The sequence below is a fragment of the Pseudoalteromonas sp. 2CM36K genome (assembly GCF_023161865.1).
Classification (GTDB): Bacteria; Pseudomonadota; Gammaproteobacteria; order Enterobacterales; family Alteromonadaceae; genus Pseudoalteromonas; species Pseudoalteromonas tetraodonis.
In genome coordinates this window covers 38,302-54,445 of sequence record NZ_JALNTK010000027.1, presented here as the reverse complement: position 1 = coordinate 54,445, position 16,144 = coordinate 38,302, and the positions used below count along the sequence as shown (strand labels likewise).

15 protein-coding genes are annotated in these 16,144 nt (G+C 41.0%); 3 read left to right on the top strand and 12 right to left on the bottom strand.

All coding sequences use genetic code 11. The features are described 5' to 3' along the window. Positions 1 to 237: 237 nt before the first annotated feature. Positions 238 to 2,418, bottom strand: coding sequence for a catalase/peroxidase HPI (gene katG / locus MTN97_RS15680; protein ID WP_248474836.1), 2,181 nt, complete (start codon positions 2,416 to 2,418; stop codon positions 238 to 240). Positions 2,419 to 3,061: 643 nt separating this feature from the next. Between katG and MTN97_RS15675 the strand changes: the two genes are divergently transcribed. Further along, positions 3,062 to 3,946, top strand: a complete 885-nt coding sequence (locus tag MTN97_RS15675; protein WP_248474835.1) for a tetratricopeptide repeat protein — start codon at positions 3,062 to 3,064, stop codon at positions 3,944 to 3,946. Between the two features lie 199 nt (positions 3,947 to 4,145). On the opposite strand, the gene MTN97_RS15670 is transcribed toward MTN97_RS15675, so the two are convergent. The 5 genes from MTN97_RS15670 to MTN97_RS15650 all read right to left on the bottom strand — a co-directional run bounded on the left by MTN97_RS15670 (position 4,146) and on the right by MTN97_RS15650 (position 8,968). Continuing rightward, positions 4,146 to 4,466, bottom strand: a complete 321-nt coding sequence (locus MTN97_RS15670; protein ID WP_248474834.1) for a hypothetical protein — start codon at positions 4,464 to 4,466, stop codon at positions 4,146 to 4,148. 9 nt (positions 4,467 to 4,475) lie between these two features. Beyond that, positions 4,476 to 5,177 carry a nuclear transport factor 2 family protein gene (locus tag MTN97_RS15665; protein WP_036983623.1) on the bottom strand — a complete coding sequence of 234 codons (702 nt, stop codon included), beginning with the start codon at positions 5,175 to 5,177 and terminating at the stop codon, positions 4,476 to 4,478. A gap of 90 nt (positions 5,178 to 5,267) precedes the next feature. Next, the gene (locus tag MTN97_RS15660) at positions 5,268 to 6,011 is read right to left on the bottom strand and encodes a ferredoxin--NADP reductase (RefSeq protein ID WP_248474833.1); all 744 of its coding nucleotides are present in this window, start codon (positions 6,009 to 6,011) and stop codon (positions 5,268 to 5,270) included. Positions 6,012 to 6,983: 972 nt separating this feature from the next. Beyond that, complete coding sequence (gene deoD / locus MTN97_RS15655; RefSeq protein WP_036955453.1) at positions 6,984 to 7,685, bottom strand: purine-nucleoside phosphorylase; 702 nt, start codon at positions 7,683 to 7,685, stop codon at positions 6,984 to 6,986. A 65-nt stretch (positions 7,686 to 7,750) separates the two neighbouring features. Continuing rightward, a complete protein-coding gene (locus tag MTN97_RS15650) occupies positions 7,751 to 8,968 on the bottom strand; it encodes a phosphopentomutase (protein WP_248474832.1) in 1,218 nt (405 codons plus the stop codon). A 192-nt stretch (positions 8,969 to 9,160) separates the two neighbouring features. On the opposite strand from MTN97_RS15650, the gene udk reads away from it, so the two are divergent. Both udk and MTN97_RS15640 read left to right on the top strand, forming a co-directional pair. Continuing rightward, the gene (gene udk / locus MTN97_RS15645) at positions 9,161 to 9,790 is read left to right on the top strand and encodes a uridine kinase (protein ID WP_008110733.1); all 630 of its coding nucleotides are present in this window, start codon (positions 9,161 to 9,163) and stop codon (positions 9,788 to 9,790) included. 17 nt (positions 9,791 to 9,807) lie between these two features. Continuing rightward, a complete protein-coding gene (locus MTN97_RS15640; protein WP_248474831.1) occupies positions 9,808 to 11,031 on the top strand; it encodes a NupC/NupG family nucleoside CNT transporter in 1,224 nt (407 codons plus the stop codon). Positions 11,032 to 11,591: 560 nt separating this feature from the next. On the opposite strand, the gene MTN97_RS15635 is transcribed toward MTN97_RS15640, so the two are convergent. From MTN97_RS15635 to MTN97_RS15610, 6 genes are all read right to left on the bottom strand, one after another. Then, positions 11,592 to 12,350, bottom strand: a complete 759-nt coding sequence (locus MTN97_RS15635; protein ID WP_036983617.1) for a substrate-binding periplasmic protein — start codon at positions 12,348 to 12,350, stop codon at positions 11,592 to 11,594. Between the two features lie 203 nt (positions 12,351 to 12,553). Continuing rightward, positions 12,554 to 12,763, bottom strand: coding sequence for a cold-shock protein (locus MTN97_RS15630; protein WP_008467029.1), 210 nt, complete (start codon positions 12,761 to 12,763; stop codon positions 12,554 to 12,556). A 260-nt stretch (positions 12,764 to 13,023) separates the two neighbouring features. Further along, complete coding sequence (locus tag MTN97_RS15625; RefSeq protein WP_248474830.1) at positions 13,024 to 13,737, bottom strand: hypothetical protein; 714 nt, start codon at positions 13,735 to 13,737, stop codon at positions 13,024 to 13,026. Beyond that, complete coding sequence (locus MTN97_RS15620; RefSeq protein WP_036983615.1) at positions 13,734 to 14,474, bottom strand: hypothetical protein; 741 nt, start codon at positions 14,472 to 14,474, stop codon at positions 13,734 to 13,736. The genes MTN97_RS15625 and MTN97_RS15620 overlap by 4 nt, the downstream gene beginning before the upstream one ends. Then, on the bottom strand, positions 14,461 to 14,814 hold the full coding sequence (locus MTN97_RS15615) for a cupredoxin domain-containing protein (RefSeq protein ID WP_248474829.1): 354 nt from the start codon (positions 14,812 to 14,814) through the stop codon (positions 14,461 to 14,463). Before MTN97_RS15615 ends, MTN97_RS15620 begins: the two co-directional genes overlap by 14 nt. Beyond that, the gene (locus MTN97_RS15610; protein ID WP_248474828.1) at positions 14,807 to 16,108 is read right to left on the bottom strand and encodes an ATP-binding protein; all 1,302 of its coding nucleotides are present in this window, start codon (positions 16,106 to 16,108) and stop codon (positions 14,807 to 14,809) included. The genes MTN97_RS15615 and MTN97_RS15610 overlap by 8 nt, the downstream gene beginning before the upstream one ends. Positions 16,109 to 16,144 lie beyond the last annotated feature (36 nt).

The window sequence follows — 16,144 nt, the reverse complement described above, 5'->3', positions numbered from 1 at the left end:
AGGTCATTAAACACAAAAACGCGGGGTAAACCCGCTGCTACGTGGTGATAATTCTTGGTAGCAGCGATTTTATATCGCGTCAGGCCTAGGTTATTAAACTATACCCGCGCCTCGCACCTCGCACCTCGCAGCTCGCAGCTCGCAGCTCGTAACCTTTAACCTTTAACCTTTAACCTTTAACCTTTAAATAATATAAAAAAAGGAGCATTGCTGCTCCTTTTTAAATTTTACTTAGGTTTATTTAATATCAAACCGGTCGGCGTTCATCACTTTTACCCACGCGGCGACAAAGTCGTGTACAAAACGAGTTTTGTTATCGTCTTGAGCATAAAACTCTGCCAGTGCACGGAGTATTGAGTTTGAACCAAATACTAAATCAACCCGCGTAGCCGTGTACTTAGTTTTACCACTAGCGCGGTCGACTATGTTGTACTCGCCTTTAGCTGCAGGCTCCCAGCGGTTGTTCATGTCGGTTAAATTAACAAAAAAGTCGTTACTGAGTACGCCTACGTTATCGGTAAATACGCCATGTTCACTATTGCCATAGTTAGTACCTAGTACGCGCATACCACCCAGTAATACGCTCATTTCTGGTGCGGTTAAGCCCATTAATTGGCTGCGCTCTAGTAATAGCTCCTCGGCGGATACAGCATAGTCTTTTTTCAGCCAATTTCTAAAACCGTCATGAATGGGTTCTAATGGCTCGAATGACTCTGCGTCGGTCATATCATCACTAGCATCGCCACGCCCAGGGGCAAACGGTACGGTTATATCTACTCCTGCCTTTTTAGCCGCTTGCTCAACCGCAGCGGTGCCGCCAAGTACAATTAAATCGGCCATACTAACAGGCTTAGTTAAACTCGCTTGCAGTGTTTCAAGTGCGCTAAGTACTTTAGCTAAACGTGCAGGCTCGTTACCTTGCCAGTTATTTTGCGGAGCAAGGCGAATACGGGCGCCATTTGCACCACCACGGTGATCGGAGCCTCTATAAGTACGTGCGCTATCCCATGCGGTATTAATTAAGTCGGTTTCACTTAATCCACAATTAAGTAGCTTCGCTTTTAAATCGGTTATTTCAGCGTCGCTTAGGGTGTAATTAACTGCAGGAATAGGATCTTGCCAAATTAAATCTTCACTGGGTACATCGGCGCCCAAATAACGTGATTTTGGCCCTAAATCACGGTGGGTTAACTTAAACCATGCGCGGGCAAATACGTCAGTAAAGTACTCAAAATCGTCATTAAAACGCTCAATAATTTTACGGTACGCTGGGTCGAGCTTCATTGCCATGTCGGCATCGGTCATTATTGGGTTTAAACGAATCGATGGGTCTTCCACATCGACGGGTTTATCTTCTTCTTTAATATTAACCGGCTCCCACTGATGAGCTCCAGCAGGGCTTTTGGTTAGCTCCCACTCGTAATTGAGCAACAATTTACAGTAGCCGTTGTCCCATTTAGTTGGGTGGGTTGTCCATGCGCCTTCAATACCTGAGGTCATGGTATCGCGGCCAATGCCACGGGTTTTATGGTTATTCCAGCCAAGGCCTTGCTCGTGCACATCGGCGGCTTCTGGCTCTGGGCCTAAGTTTTCTTCTTTGCCGTTACCATGCGTTTTACCTACTGTATGGCCACCGACCGTTAGCGCTGCGGTTTCTTCATCGTTCATTGCCATACGTGCAAAGGTTTCGCGCACTTGTTCTGCGGTTTTAAGTGGATCGGGTTTACCATTCACCCCTTCTGGGTTTACGTAAATTAAACCCATTTGCACTGCCGCTAATGGGTTTTCCATGGTATCGGGTTTATCAACTTGGGTATATCGCTCATCACTTGGCGCAAGCCATTCTTTTTCTGCGCCCCAATAAACGTCTTTTTCTGGATGCCAAATATCTTCACGGCCACCGGCAAAACCAAAGGTTTTTAATCCCATTGATTCGTACGCCATATTACCGGCTAAAATAATTAAATCGGCCCATGAAAGCTTGTTGCCATATTTCTTTTTAATTGGCCATAATAAACGGCGCGCTTTATCTAGGTTGGCATTATCTGGCCACGAATTAAGTGGTGCAAAACGTTGATTACCGGTACCACCACCGCCTCGACCATCAGCTAAACGGTACGAGCCCGCAGAGTGCCATGCCATACGGATCATCAGGCCTCCATAGTGCCCCCAATCAGCTGGCCACCAAGGTTGGCTTTGAGTCATTAAATCTTTTAAATCGGTTTTAAGTGCTTCTAGGTCGAGTGAATTAAACGCGTCGGCGTAATTAAAGTCGCTGTCGTAGGGGCTGGTTTTGCTATCGTGCTGATGAAGAATGTCTAAATTAAGTGAGTTTGGCCACCAATCTGTATTGGTGTTTTCGGTTGTAGTATTACTGCCGTGCATAACCGGGCATTTACCCGCTTTATGATTATCCATATTGAGCTCCTTTTTAAATATAAGTAAAAACGCCCATGCTTACTGCTTTTGGCATTCACCAATTGGGAGCGCTATTATTTTAATGAATGACGTTTATGGTTTCTGCTTATTCAATATACGTGTAGCTGATTTGATACGCTAGGGAAAAGTAATGCTTTAAAACGATTACTCTCATTTATAAATGTGATGATGCTGCCAATGTTTGTGCTTAGCGTAAATAAATATTAAAACTTTTTATAAAATAGATGATCGTTATTAAAAATAGCCACGTAATGTCCGCTGAAGGGTTTGAAAGTGACTTAGGTTTTCTTAAGTGCACAGTGGAATACCCCCCTTCGCCATGAAATTATAGTTATAAAAGGTGTATAAGTTACTTATGCACCTTTATTTCTTTCTAATTTTTATCTATTTGAATTTAGTTAAGTAAAAATTCAGGTAGGCAAACATACAATAGCACCTATCTCCTATTATTCCCTTGATATGTTGATGTAGTTTTTTCCAGCCCACCTTGGGCTGGATTTTTTTTGCCTGTAATAAAAGATTTTGAGTTAATTCCAGCTTCCCTATCCTCACCCTAGTACCAATGATGTGCGCATGTTAAAGTTAACAAAGCGATTAACTAATTTTTTAACTAGGCATATCAATGCGTTTTTATTTTTTACTATTTATTGTATTTATTGGTGTTTTTTCATCTGCGGTGCAAGCTGCTGATAAAAACACCGCAGCACTCAACGAGCAACAACAGCGTGAATTAGCACAGCTAGAAGCCCCTTTGTACAAACCATTACTTGAACGTTATATTCTCGACGAATTAAAGTCGGTACGCCAAGATCAACAAAAACTGCGTGAAGACGTGACCAAACAAGTTACGCATACACAGTTAGACACCGCCGATCGGGCGCTTACCTACACCACAGATACCATTAATAATGTATTTTTTATTATTACCGCCACCGCGTCTATTTTGGTTTTAGTAGGTTGGAACTCGTTACGTGATGTAAAGAACAAAGTAGAAGATATAGTAAACACCCGAGTGAGTGTTATTACTGATGAATATGAAGATCGCTTGAAAATATTAGAAGAAAAACTGCGAGTACGCTCTGAAGAAATACTCAGTAACCAAGAACGCATATCAATCACTAATGAAGTTCATTCGTTATGGATGCGAGCCAACCTTGAAAGTGATATTGCGAATAAAATTGAAATATTCGATGAAATTTTAAAACGTAAACCAGAAGATGTAGAAGCCATTGCCTACAAAGCGGATGCTTTACTAGAATTAAATGAGACTGAGCAAGCTATTGAGCTGTGTAATCAAGCAATTGATATAGATAGCGACTATGGTTACGCATACTGGCAGCGCGCCTGTGCGTATGCTTTAACGCATGAGCATGCAGATGCTCTAGCCGATATAAAAATGTCGCTTGAATACTCACCTAACTTACGAAACGAGCTACTTCATGAAAGTGCCTTTGCCAGCCTGCATGATAACGACAGCTTTAATGCAATAGTTTCAAACGAAGCCTAAACTTCGTAGCCTACAGGGAGGGTGGTAAAAAGCGTGAGCAGAACGCAAAAGTTTTGCTCAGTTTTTACTTATTATTACAAGGATGTAAGCCAGTAGAATCACTTAGGCGCAGTTATCGACCCCACTAGGTTAGAACCTCGCGCCGCAATTAAACTGCCTCTAGATTAAATAAATATCAATCTACAAAGGTCAATAGAGCTTAGCGTTTAAAGTACAAATCTATTGACTTAGTAAGCAGCTCGTCGAGCTGCTCTTCAAAGTCTTCTATATTAATTTCAAAATGATTTAAGTACGCTTTAGCCTGCACCTGAGATAAATTGCGGCTTTTAACGCTGTATTGGCGCTCATCTTTTTGCTTGTCGTATCGAGGCAAAAATAATAACTGCGCATAATATGGCGATTTAATATGCTTGTTCGCAAAGCGACAAAAGTCTTCAATGTGGTCTACACCCTCAGGGCCTAAACAGCCGGGCTCTACACGATACATTACACGAATTTTTTTCTCGTCACTTAGCTGCATAATTAATAATTACCTAAAAAATAATACCCTAACCACTTTGCCATCTTTAATTTGATAGCTTGAAATAAGCTCTGAACGTTTATCTATCACGTTCGGATCGTTAGAGCAGGTTTCTGATAGCTCATGGTCAATCACAATGTCACCATGCACAATACGCTTAATAGGTGATGAGTGCAGACACTTAAGCTTTTTAAACATAATGCCATAACGCGCTATTAGTTTTTCTTTGCCTTTAAATAATAGCTCATTCGGGAAAATATAAAACTCAACATCTTCATCATACATGCGAATAAATTCTTCAATGTTACGTGCGTTGTAAGCATTTACTAATTGCTCAACAACAGCCAGTGACTCGCGCGACTGTTTTGCTTTGGCTTGTTGCCTTGCTGTGAGTGCTTCTTTTGCTTGTGTAACCGCTTGCTCAGCTTGCGCAACAGCTTGTGCTTTATCTACTTTACTTTTAGGCTGCTGAACCGGCTTTGTTGATTCGCTGCCAAGTACTTGAGAGTCATCGGCTTTAACTTTCTCAACAACTGGCTTTTTTGGTGTATTAGCCTCTTGGCTTAATGTATCAAGCGCGTCTTGTTGTTGCGCTGCATTTTTTTGCTGTGTTTGTTTAGTCTCGTTCAGCGATGTTGATTGCTCTATAGCATGACTGTTAAATGTGAAAGCGGCCAATAAACAGGCACAAATAATAAATAAAGATTTCATGGATTTCCTAAGTACGAAGACTAAATACAATTAAAGCGCAACATAGCAAATTTTACCCTCATGAGATAGTTATTATAACGTTATAGCTCGCTACCAATACTGCTCAACCGTGATATGTCCCGGCTCTTTTCGACGATTACGCTTATAATTTTGAGCCAATAATAACTCTGTGGTGTCTTTAACCATTTGCGGATTACCACACAGCATAAATTGGGCGTTATTTGGTGTCGCGTATAACCCCACGTGCTCATATAAAGCGTTGTTTTCAATCACAGTGGTAATTCTGCCTGCTAAGCCTTGTAAAGGCATCTCACGGCTAACAACCGGAATATAGTTCAGTTGACTAGGGTGTGATTTTATTAGTTTTTTAATAAGCTCCTGATAGCTTAAATCGCTATTTTGCCGTACCCCATGCACTAAGTTGATATGTTTGTATTTTTGCCATACCTCACTTTGCTGCAATATAGATAAAAACGGGCCAATAGCGGTGCCGGTGCTAAGCATCCAAAGTTGTTCACTCGCTGGCACTTCGTCAAGGGTAAAAAAACCGCTAGCACGACGCTCCATTAGTACAGTGTCACCTGGGGTAAGTTGTGCTAAATGCGATGACAATTGGCCATCGACTACATTAATTAAATAAAATTCTAAATTTGGATCATCTGGTGCGTTAACATACGAGTAAGCACGAGCAATGCGTTTTTCACCGTCCATAATAGAGAGCTTTGTAAATTGCCCTGCTTTAAACGGTTCTACATCGGCGTTAACCGTTAAGCTAAATAACGATTCATTCCACCATTTAACTGACTTTACTGTGGCATCAATCCAATTAGACATAATTACTCCAGAGTGTAAAACGTGTTTTAGCTATCAGCTAAAACTTTAAAGTGGTTCATTTTAAAAGCAAGTTTTATAACTTAAACATTAGCATTAAGTTATAAATACTGACAGGGAAATAAATGAGAAGGCAGCGAGCTTCGAGTGACGAGCTGCGAGTGGCGAGCTTCGAGTGGCGAGCTTCGAGTGGCGAGCTTCGAGTGACGAGCTTCGAGTGGCGAGCTTCGAGTGGCGAGCTTCGAGTGGCGAGCTGCGAGTGGCGAGCTTCGAGTGGCGAGCTGCGAGTGGCGAGCTTCGAGTGGCGAGCTGCGAGCTTGTGTAGACATCAAACTGGTAGCAGCGGGTTTACCCCGCGTTTATTTACTCCATAATTTTTAACCTGACGCGATATAAAATCGCTGCTACGAAAGGCACTTACTGCTAAAAACAATTTTTCACCACAGAGGGTTCCGAGGCGCTTCGCGCTACACAGAGGTGAATTGGTATTTTTTTTAAGCATTTCTCTGTGAACTCAATGTTCTCGGTGGTAAATACATATCTGACGCGATATAAAATCGCTGCTACAGAATAATATTTGGCTTTTTTATTTCCTCTAAAAGCGCAGCGTCTCTTCGCCCTCTTTGTCAAAATTCACTAAAACTGTTTGAACAAAGAGAAGACAACGGGCTTCGAGTGACGAGCTGCGAGCTACTGCTAAAACCTTTAACCTTTAACCTTTGACCTTTAACCTAGAACCTGAAACCTAGGAACATAAAGCCCGTAGCTCGAAGCCCAAAGCTCGGTGCTCGGTGCTGGCACCTAAATTCAGGTATAAAAAAAGCCGCATAAAATGCGGCTTTGCGGGTTTAGTCTCACTTCACTTTGGGCGTGTCTCCAAAACTTAGTGAATACGTTACCAAGGAACTGTTGTATTTAACCTGAACTCTGGATAGTAAATCTCTTAACCAAAGTTCAGGTTATTTAAATAGTTAATTAAATTGACTCTAGGGCAATTTTAACCATTTCGTTGAACGTGGTTTGACGCTCATCTGCAGGTGTTGCTTCGCCGGTGATTACATGATCACTAACGGTAAATAATGCCATTGCTTTTGCGCCGTATTCTGCTGCTACGCCGTATAAGCCAGCTGTTTCCATATCAACAGCGAGTACACCTAGTTTGTCTAGATCTTTATAAAACGTGTCGTCTGCTTGATAAAAAGTATCGGTAGTAAATACATTACCTACTTTTGCATCGATACCTAAATCTTTAGCTGCATTTACGCCGTTTAAAAGTAATTCAAAGTTAGCTATTGCAGCAAAGTCAGTACCACGAACGCGGGCACGATTTACGTTTGAATCTGTGCTTGCACCTTGTGCAAAAATCACGTCGCGAATTTTAATATCGCTTCCGATACCACCACAGGTACCTATACGAATAATATTTTTAACGCCAAAACTGACAATAAGCTCACGAGCATAAATTGACATTGAAGGAATGCCCATGCCAGAACCCATAATGCTCACTGGCTTACCTTTGTAAGTTCCAGTAAAACCGTACATGTTACGTACGCCGGTTACTTGCACTGCATCATCTAAAAAGTTTTCAGCAATATATTGTGCGCGTAGCGGATCGCCTGGCATTAATACTGTTTCGGCAAAATCACCTACGTTTGCACTGATATGCGGAGTACTCATTGATTGTTTTCCTTTTGTTTGGCTAAAAGCCCTATTACTTTAAAAATAGCGAGCGTATTTTTAAGTTACTTAACTGTGTTCAGCTTATCAATAAAGCCATCACCATATTCTAACGCTTCAAGGTTAAACCATTGTGCAAGCGTTTGGCCAATATCGGCAAAGCTATTGCGTTCGCCCAGCGGGGTGTTTTTCATCCCTGGCTTATAGGCAATAACCGGCACATATTCACGGGTGTGCTCAGACCCTGGAAAGGTCGGGTCACAGCCATGATCGGCGGTGATCATTAATAAATCATCCGACTTTAATTGCGCTAAAATAGTGGGTAAGTAATCATCAAACTCTTTGAGCGCTTTCGCATAGCCAACAGGATTTCGGCGGTGACCAAACTTTTCATCAAAATCAACTAAATTGGTAAAAATCAAACTGTGATCCGGCGCAGTCGCCACCACTTCGCTGGTTTTTTCTAGCAAGTTCATCAACCCTGGCGCTTTATGCTTTTGGGTAATGCCTTGATGCGCATAAATATCTGAAATTTTACCAATACTGATAACTTCGCCACCGTCTTTTGCAAGTACATCAAGCAATGTTGGCGATGGCGGTAATACTGAATAATCACGACGATTACCTGTTCTGGCAAAATCTTGATTATTAGAACCCAAAAATGGCCGCGCAATCACTCGCCCTATATTCATTTCATCAAGCAGCGCCCGTGCGATTTCGCAAACTTGATAAAGCTTCTCTAGGCCGAATGATTCTTCATGCGCGGCTATTTGAAACACACTGTCAGCTGAGGTGTAACAGATTGGTTTACCTGTTTTTACGTGCTCTTCACCTAGCTGCTCTAAAATCGTGGTACCTGAGGCATGGCAATTGCCTAAAATACCCGGAATACCTGTGCGAGCAATAAACTCGTCTACAAATTCTTGTGGGAAACTCGGCTGTGTTTTAGGGAAGTAACCCCAATCAAATAACACTGGCACGCCTGCCATTTCCCAATGACCCGATGGCGTGTCTTTACCGCTTGAAAGCTCTTTTGCGTAACCCCATGCACCTTGTGGTTTATGTCGCTCAGCAACTAAACAGGGTTCTTTACCAGCGGCTTCACATGCATCCACTAACCCTAATTTTGAAAGGTTAGGAAGCGAAAGCTTACTGCCAGTCTCGTCATAATATGCCTTGAGTAAATGTGCGAATGTATTAGCACCAACATCACCAAATTTATCTGCATCGGGTGCTGCGCCAATTCCTAAACTATCCGCCATTAAGATAATTGCTCTTGCCATTGTGACCTCACATCTGTTCTAGGTGGTTACTTTATCTGCTCTTCGAATTTTCCGTACAGGACATAAGTCCTGTTTCATAAAACCTAAACATTATAAATTTGCACTCTTAAGCGAAGCAAAAGAGATTAATCGTGTCTTTTTTGCTATTGTGATCTACCAACAATATATCCTTCTGTGTGGGTGAGAACTTTAGTGACACGAACTATTATAGCTATTGCAGGCGCATCGGCGTCCGGCAAATCTCTATTTAGCCAAACTATTTACAATGAATTGGTAAATGAGCTTGAACCAGGCGCTATCGCCATTATTGAAGAAGATGCTTATTACAAGGATCAATCGCATTTGCCGATGGCACATCGTACGCAAACGAATTACGACCATCCTGATGCATTTGAACACGAACTAATGCTTGAGCATTTAACACAACTTCGTAATGGCCACTCTGTTGAAGTACCAACTTATGATTATGCCCAACATACACGCAGCGATAAAACGCGCCGTGTGGCTTCGGCTAAAATACTCATTGTAGAAGGTATTTTATTACTGAGCGATAAAGCGCTTAATAAAGAATTTGATATCAAGGTGTTTATAGATACGCCATTGGATATTTGTTTAATGCGCCGAATGCAACGCGACATGGAACAAAGAGGCAGAACATTACAATCTGTTGTTGAGCAATATCAAGCAACTGTTAGACCGATGTTTTATCAATTTATTGAGCCTTCAAAGCATAACGCTGACTTAGTTGTGACTCGAGGCGGTATGAATCGCGTTGCGATTGATATTATAAAAAGTAAAATAAAGTACATTTTACAAGAATAACAACGGGAAACGTTTGTATGACAACATTTATGAGCTTAGTAGGCATGCTAGTGCTACTAGGCATCGCTTTTGCGGCCTCAACTGATCGCAAAGCAATAAAACTAAGAACCGTGGGTATCGCATTTTTAATGCAAGTCATTATCGGCGGTTTTGTACTTTTTTTTGAAGCAGGCAAAAATGTATTAGCGAGTATGTCTCGCGCCGTTTCATCGGTTATTGGGTATGCCAACGATGGAATTGGCTTTTTATTTGGCCCATTAGCATCGCAAGATACACTTGGGTTTATTTTTGCCATTCAAGTATTGCCAGTGATTGTGTTTTTCTCAGCACTTGTTGCTGTGCTTTACCACCTTGGCATTATGGATTGGATAATTAAAATTTTAGGCGGTGGTTTACAAAAATTATTGAAAACCTCTCGCACCGAGTCGCTTTCAGCCACCGCAAATATTTTTGTTGGCCAAACTGAAGCGCCACTCATTGTTAAACCGTTTATTGCAACCATGACCAAATCTGAGTTATTTGCCGTAATGGTAGGTGGTTTGGCAACCGTAGCAGGCTCTGTAATGGCCGGTTATGTAATTATTGGTGTAGACCTTAAATATTTAATTGCAGCTAGCTTTATGGCAGCACCGGGTGGTTTCTTAATGGCAAAAATGATAGTGCCAGAGACAGAAACACCTAAAGATGATTTAGCCGATATAGATTTAGGCGACGACAAACCGGTTAATGTTATTGACGCAGCAGCATCAGGCGCAGCAAACGGTATGCACTTAGCATTAAACGTAGGTGCCATGCTTTTAGCATTTGTTGCACTGATTGCGTTATTAAACGGTTTATTAGGCGGTATTGGTGAGTTGTTTGATTACCCTACATTAACGCTACAAGAAATTTTAGGCTACTTGTTTGCCCCTGTTGCATGGTTACTCGGTGTACCGTGGAATGAGGCAATTTTAGCCGGCAGCTTTATTGGTCAAAAGTTAGTAGTAAATGAGTTTGTTGCTTACTTAGACTTTATAAATTATCGCGATATGTTAAGTGCGCATACACAAGCAATTGTTACCTTTGCCTTGTGTGGCTTTGCTAACTTATCATCGATAGCCATTTTACTAGGTGGATTAGGCGGTATGGCGCCTAGTCGGCGAAAGGATATCGCACGCTTAGGGCTCAGAGCAGTGTTAGCAGGATCTATGGCTAACCTTATGAGCGCAGCAATTGCTGGGTTTTTCCTCTCGCTAGCTTAGAAACTTAATGAGACGATCCAACTGTTGCAAAACAATAGGATAGCGCTTTAAGGGGTTAAAGCACTATCTGACTTGAACGATACTTCACCAAGGGCCGCAAGGCCCTTTTATCATTTTTATAGCCTCTACTTTCTAAATCCTCAGCAATTCATACCTAAAAATTCCCTAGCAAAGCTTTCATTCACGCACTCTTTACGCCATTAAAAAGCCATCATTGCACTTATACCAATCCGCAATAATACTTAATCATTTTGCGGGGCTAAACGTGTCGCTACCTGTGTTAAAAAATTCTCATTTAGAACAACTAAATAGCGAATTTTTTGCCTAGCTATCAACTCGTTTTTCCAGCCTCAAAATAGACCACTTGATTAAGCGAATTGGTATTACTAAAAAATATGAACAACTGTGTAGCTGTAGGAGCATTTACTTATTAGCCCTTTACAAGGCACTTGAGAGTATAAAAGGTAGCGAAGTTAACAAGAATGAAGGCTGTGAAGAGGCAATATAGGCATTATTAAGCGGGAGCTTTTTGAGCTTTTCTGTGCTTATGGTCTAAACGCTTAATTTTTTACATAACGTTTAATGTAAGCTTCATAGCCAGACTCAGCCTTAAGCTGCTCAAGTGCTTGATTAAAGCGTTTTACTACCACAGGTGAAGCGGCTTTATTAAAGCCAATATAGTTGCCTTTAAGTTCATCCACATTAATTTGCTTGAGCTTCACCACGTCATCCCTAGAGTACCCAAATGGCTCAGTTTGATGATCAATAGTAAAATCAGAGCCAATAATTAAATCGATGCGTTTTTTAAAAAACAATCGCATAAATGAGTCAGCTTCACTAAACAGTAGTAAGTTTTTATCGGTAACAAACCCAAGTCGACGCACCAGCATTTCATAAATGTCGCCTCGCACTATGCCCAACGAGTAGTTTTTAGCTTGTGATATATCATTCATCACAATATGGTCGCTGGTTTTTAATTTAAAAAAGTAGGTTTGGCTCGATACCAAAGGTCCCACCCATTCAAAAAGAGGAATACGTTCTTGCGTTTTTGCTAGAGAAATGATGGCTGAGTGTGGGTTATTTTGCACTAACTGGTAAGCACGCTTCCAAGGTAACATAATAAATTCGCACTCTAGTGCGGCACGATCACAAGCGTCTTTCACTATGTCATGATTAATACCCGCTAGCTGTCCAGCTTCATTTTGAAAATTGTAAGGGGCAAAGCTTTCGGTATAAATAACCAATTTAGGCGCATTAGCCTGAATATTATGGCTAAATAGCAACCCTAACGCTAATAATGTAAATTTAAAAATAAACACCCCCTATAATTTAAGTAATAACCTTAACCTAGAAAGCATGTAGAAACTATTAATTTATAACGCTGTTTGTAATGTTAAAATAGCAGATGACGTAAATAGAAATAAAAATGACTAGGGTGTTAAAGCGGTGGTGTAATATTCTTAAATTTTAGACACAAAAAAAGCGCCTTAAGCGCTTTTTTTCATTTTACTTAAAAGTAAAATTATAGAGCTGTGATGTTATCAGCTTGAGGACCTTTTTGACCTTGTGAAAGAGTGAACTCTACACGTTGGCCTTCAGCTAAAGTTTTGAAACCTTCGCTTTTGATTGCTGAGAAATGTGCGAAAACGTCTGGACCATTTTCTTGCTCGATGAAACCAAAACCTTTAGACTCGTTGAACCACTTAACTGTACCTGATACGATGTTAGACATAGTATTATTCCTGATATAAAAATTAAATTGTGCCCTAATGGGCGGTGTAGCAAAAAATGAGATGGTACTTAAAAACTTCAGGACGGTACTACAAGTATTACTTATACAACAACGAAATGGAGATTTATAAATTATCATGCTTTCTTTCTAGCTGCGCACTACTATATAGAGTTACAGACTCAAGTCAACCCTTAATGCGATTTAATTTATAAAATAGCTTAAGCAGCCCGCTTTATAAATTAAGTACTTGTTTAAAGAGCTTAAAATTCAAATTCTAGTGCCATTCTAAAGCTATGATTTTTCTCTGACTGGCTGATTTCAGTAATAAAACCGGCTTCCCACTTTAATTGTTTTTGCCCATCAAAGCGATGTAACCCTATAAATCCGGGGCCAATACCGACAAAGTCTTCGCCAAGATAAACCTCAACCGCGGGCTGAAAAGCAGACAAATAGCGGTAGCGATATTGCGCTCTAAATTCGCTTTCCCACTCATTTTGTATATCTTGGCCCCACTCGTACACTAAAAATGCATTCATAGTGAGACTTGCACGACCAAACTCTTTTTCAATCACAAAACCGGTGGTTGCTTCGTATGCGTCGGCGTCATGCTGTTTTTCAAATTCAAATAACGCGCCCCAATCAGCCCATAGCCTGCCCTGCTCTATTAACTGCCAACGAAGTTCTAACTCATACGCTTGCAAGCCAAAGTCACCATTATCATCGCGCTCGCCCACTAAATAGCCTTCCAATGCCATGGTGTCGTTAATTGCGCCGCCTAAGCCAACGCGCTGCGCTAAAATATTACCACTGTCGGTTTGATGTGATACAAGCCGCCACTCTAGCTCGCGCTCAAACGGCAAAACATACGGATGATAAACTTTATCAACCACTATGCCATCAGCATAAGTCAGCTTAGGTATTAATAAACAAAAACCAATTAATACAGTGGCTGCAAATAGGTTTATTGCTTTCATGATTGTTCCTTAGTTATTGATTTAGGAATAAAATAACAAACTGATAAAAATAACACGCTGCTCAGCACATAACTTAAAACACTGGTTAAATTAGGCGTAGCCTCATAACCGATAAGTGCGCGCAAAACCCGTCCAAACTCTGAGTTTTCAGTTAAAATAGCACGTAAATCCCATACGGTTGCCGTTGTTGCTATCAAATCAATTTGGCTCGCCAAATCAAGTGCCACAACCAGTTTTGCCGCACTGTTTAACGCTAACAATACCAATAAAGGAATAAGCCCAAAGCGCTGTTTGATTGCACCCAATAAAAAATACAACAACACACTAAAGCTACTGCATATCCCTAAGCCTAAAAAAGTGCCAATAAATAAGCTTTGTGCTGCTTCGTTGTTTTGCCAAAAGCCAATCAGGTAAATAATGTAATGACTTAAATAAAGAGTCATTACGCTGATAATCGCAATCATAAATGCAGGCGTTGCTTGTTTAATGGCGTAGTACAGCGCACTGATAAACACTAAAACACATAAAGCAATTTGGGTATATTCTAAACCCTGATAGTCGAACAAGGGACTGATTAGCGGAGCACTTTTTACAAATAAAAATGATAGCCCCACACCTAAAACAAGCATCCCCAGTACCTTCACTAAACTTTGCCTGGCAATCACTTGGAGTAAGATAAGTAAAATGGCTACCGGCAATAACTGATTGAGGCTCATCACAAGGCTAGTTATTAGCATCAGAACCCTCCTTTTCGGTCGCTATTACAGCACCACGCGCCGTATTGGGTGAAAACTCGCCAAAAAATTCATAACGCCCAGGAGTTAACGGCCCAATATAAATAACGCTTTTGCGATTAGGGTAAAGTACTTTCTCTCGGTTGAGATCGAAACTGTCGAATTCTTCAGGCGTACTATCTTGATTTTCGATTAACAAGCGTACCTTTTTATTGGCTGGCACCACGATTTCTGCGGGATAAAACAAATGATCTTTAAGTACAATAAGATAGTCTTTACTGACGGCGTTAAATGATAAAAATACGCAACAATATAAATAGGGGCGAATAAGTCGTTTAATCACATTTAGCTCCTGCAAAAACTACCTGTACTTTTAAGCCGCCCAAATCGCTGTCTGTTAAATTAATTTCAGCGCTATAAATAGCAATAATATGCTGGACTATTGCCATGCCTAAGCCCGCACCTTGTTCACCCGAAGGATGTTGGTCGCCGCCAACGCGATAAAAACGGTTAAATATCCGTTGTTTTTGATCGTCAGTCATACCTGGACCGCTGTCTTCTATTTGCCAAATACGCTGCCTGTGCATCTGCTTTAGGGTAATTTTTATTTGTCCGTTTGCAGGCGCGTACTTTATAGCATTACTCAGTAGGTTTGAAATCAACGTCACTAAGGTAAACTCATCACCGTTAATAGTAAAGTCATCTCCCTCAAGGCTAATAGTGTGATTTTTAACCTCTATTTTTTCATATAGTTGGCTAACTACTTCTTGCGTGATCGCTAATAATGACTGTTCTTTAAACTGCTTTTGCCACTGCTCTGGCTGAGTACGCCCTAGTATTAGCATTTGCTCCACTATATTGGTGAGTCGATTAATACCTTGAGTCATGGCTTGTAATTCTTGGTTATCGCCTTGTTGGGCGGCCAAATTATGCACATTAATTTTTAAACTGCTCAGGGGAGTACGTAATTCATGGGCGGCATCTGAAGCAAAAAAACGTTCTCGTAAATAGGCCGTTTCTACGCGTTTAAATAAGTCGTTTAAGCGGCTGATCACTGGTTTTATTTCTTCATCCGTCACCTGCCAATTGATCGCTGTGAAATCATTTGCTTGGCGCAGAGCTAACTGTTTTGATAAACGGGTTAACGGTGCCAGTGCATATTTAACAAAAAAGCTAATAAATAGCGCAAGCAAAGGAACCGCCCATAACATGGGTAACATGGCTGATAAAATCACCGCCTCGGCAAGCTCAAACCGCTTAGTAATCGGCTCGGCAACAATAACGGTGCGTAAAGAAGTAGCAAAAACGAATACCCGCATTCGCTGCCCTGCAATATTAAGCGTTTGAAAACCCGCTTGATACTGGCTCAAATCAAGATTTAATTCGTCAGAACCGCTAAGTAGCTCACCACTTTGCCAAATTTGATACAGTAACTGGGCGCTTTCTTGCATTTTTGGCGCCATAGCGTTTATAGATAGAGGCTGTTGCATCAAGACTCCAGCCACCACTTTTAGCTCACTATCGAGTAATTGCTCACCATGGCTCATACTTTTTTGATAGCCTTTGACTAAAGCTAAAAAGCAAGTTAACACCATCATTGACAGTAAGATAAGTGTTAAACGCTTACGAATTGACATAGAGTATGGTTACCTTTGTAAATTCAAGTTTGTGCA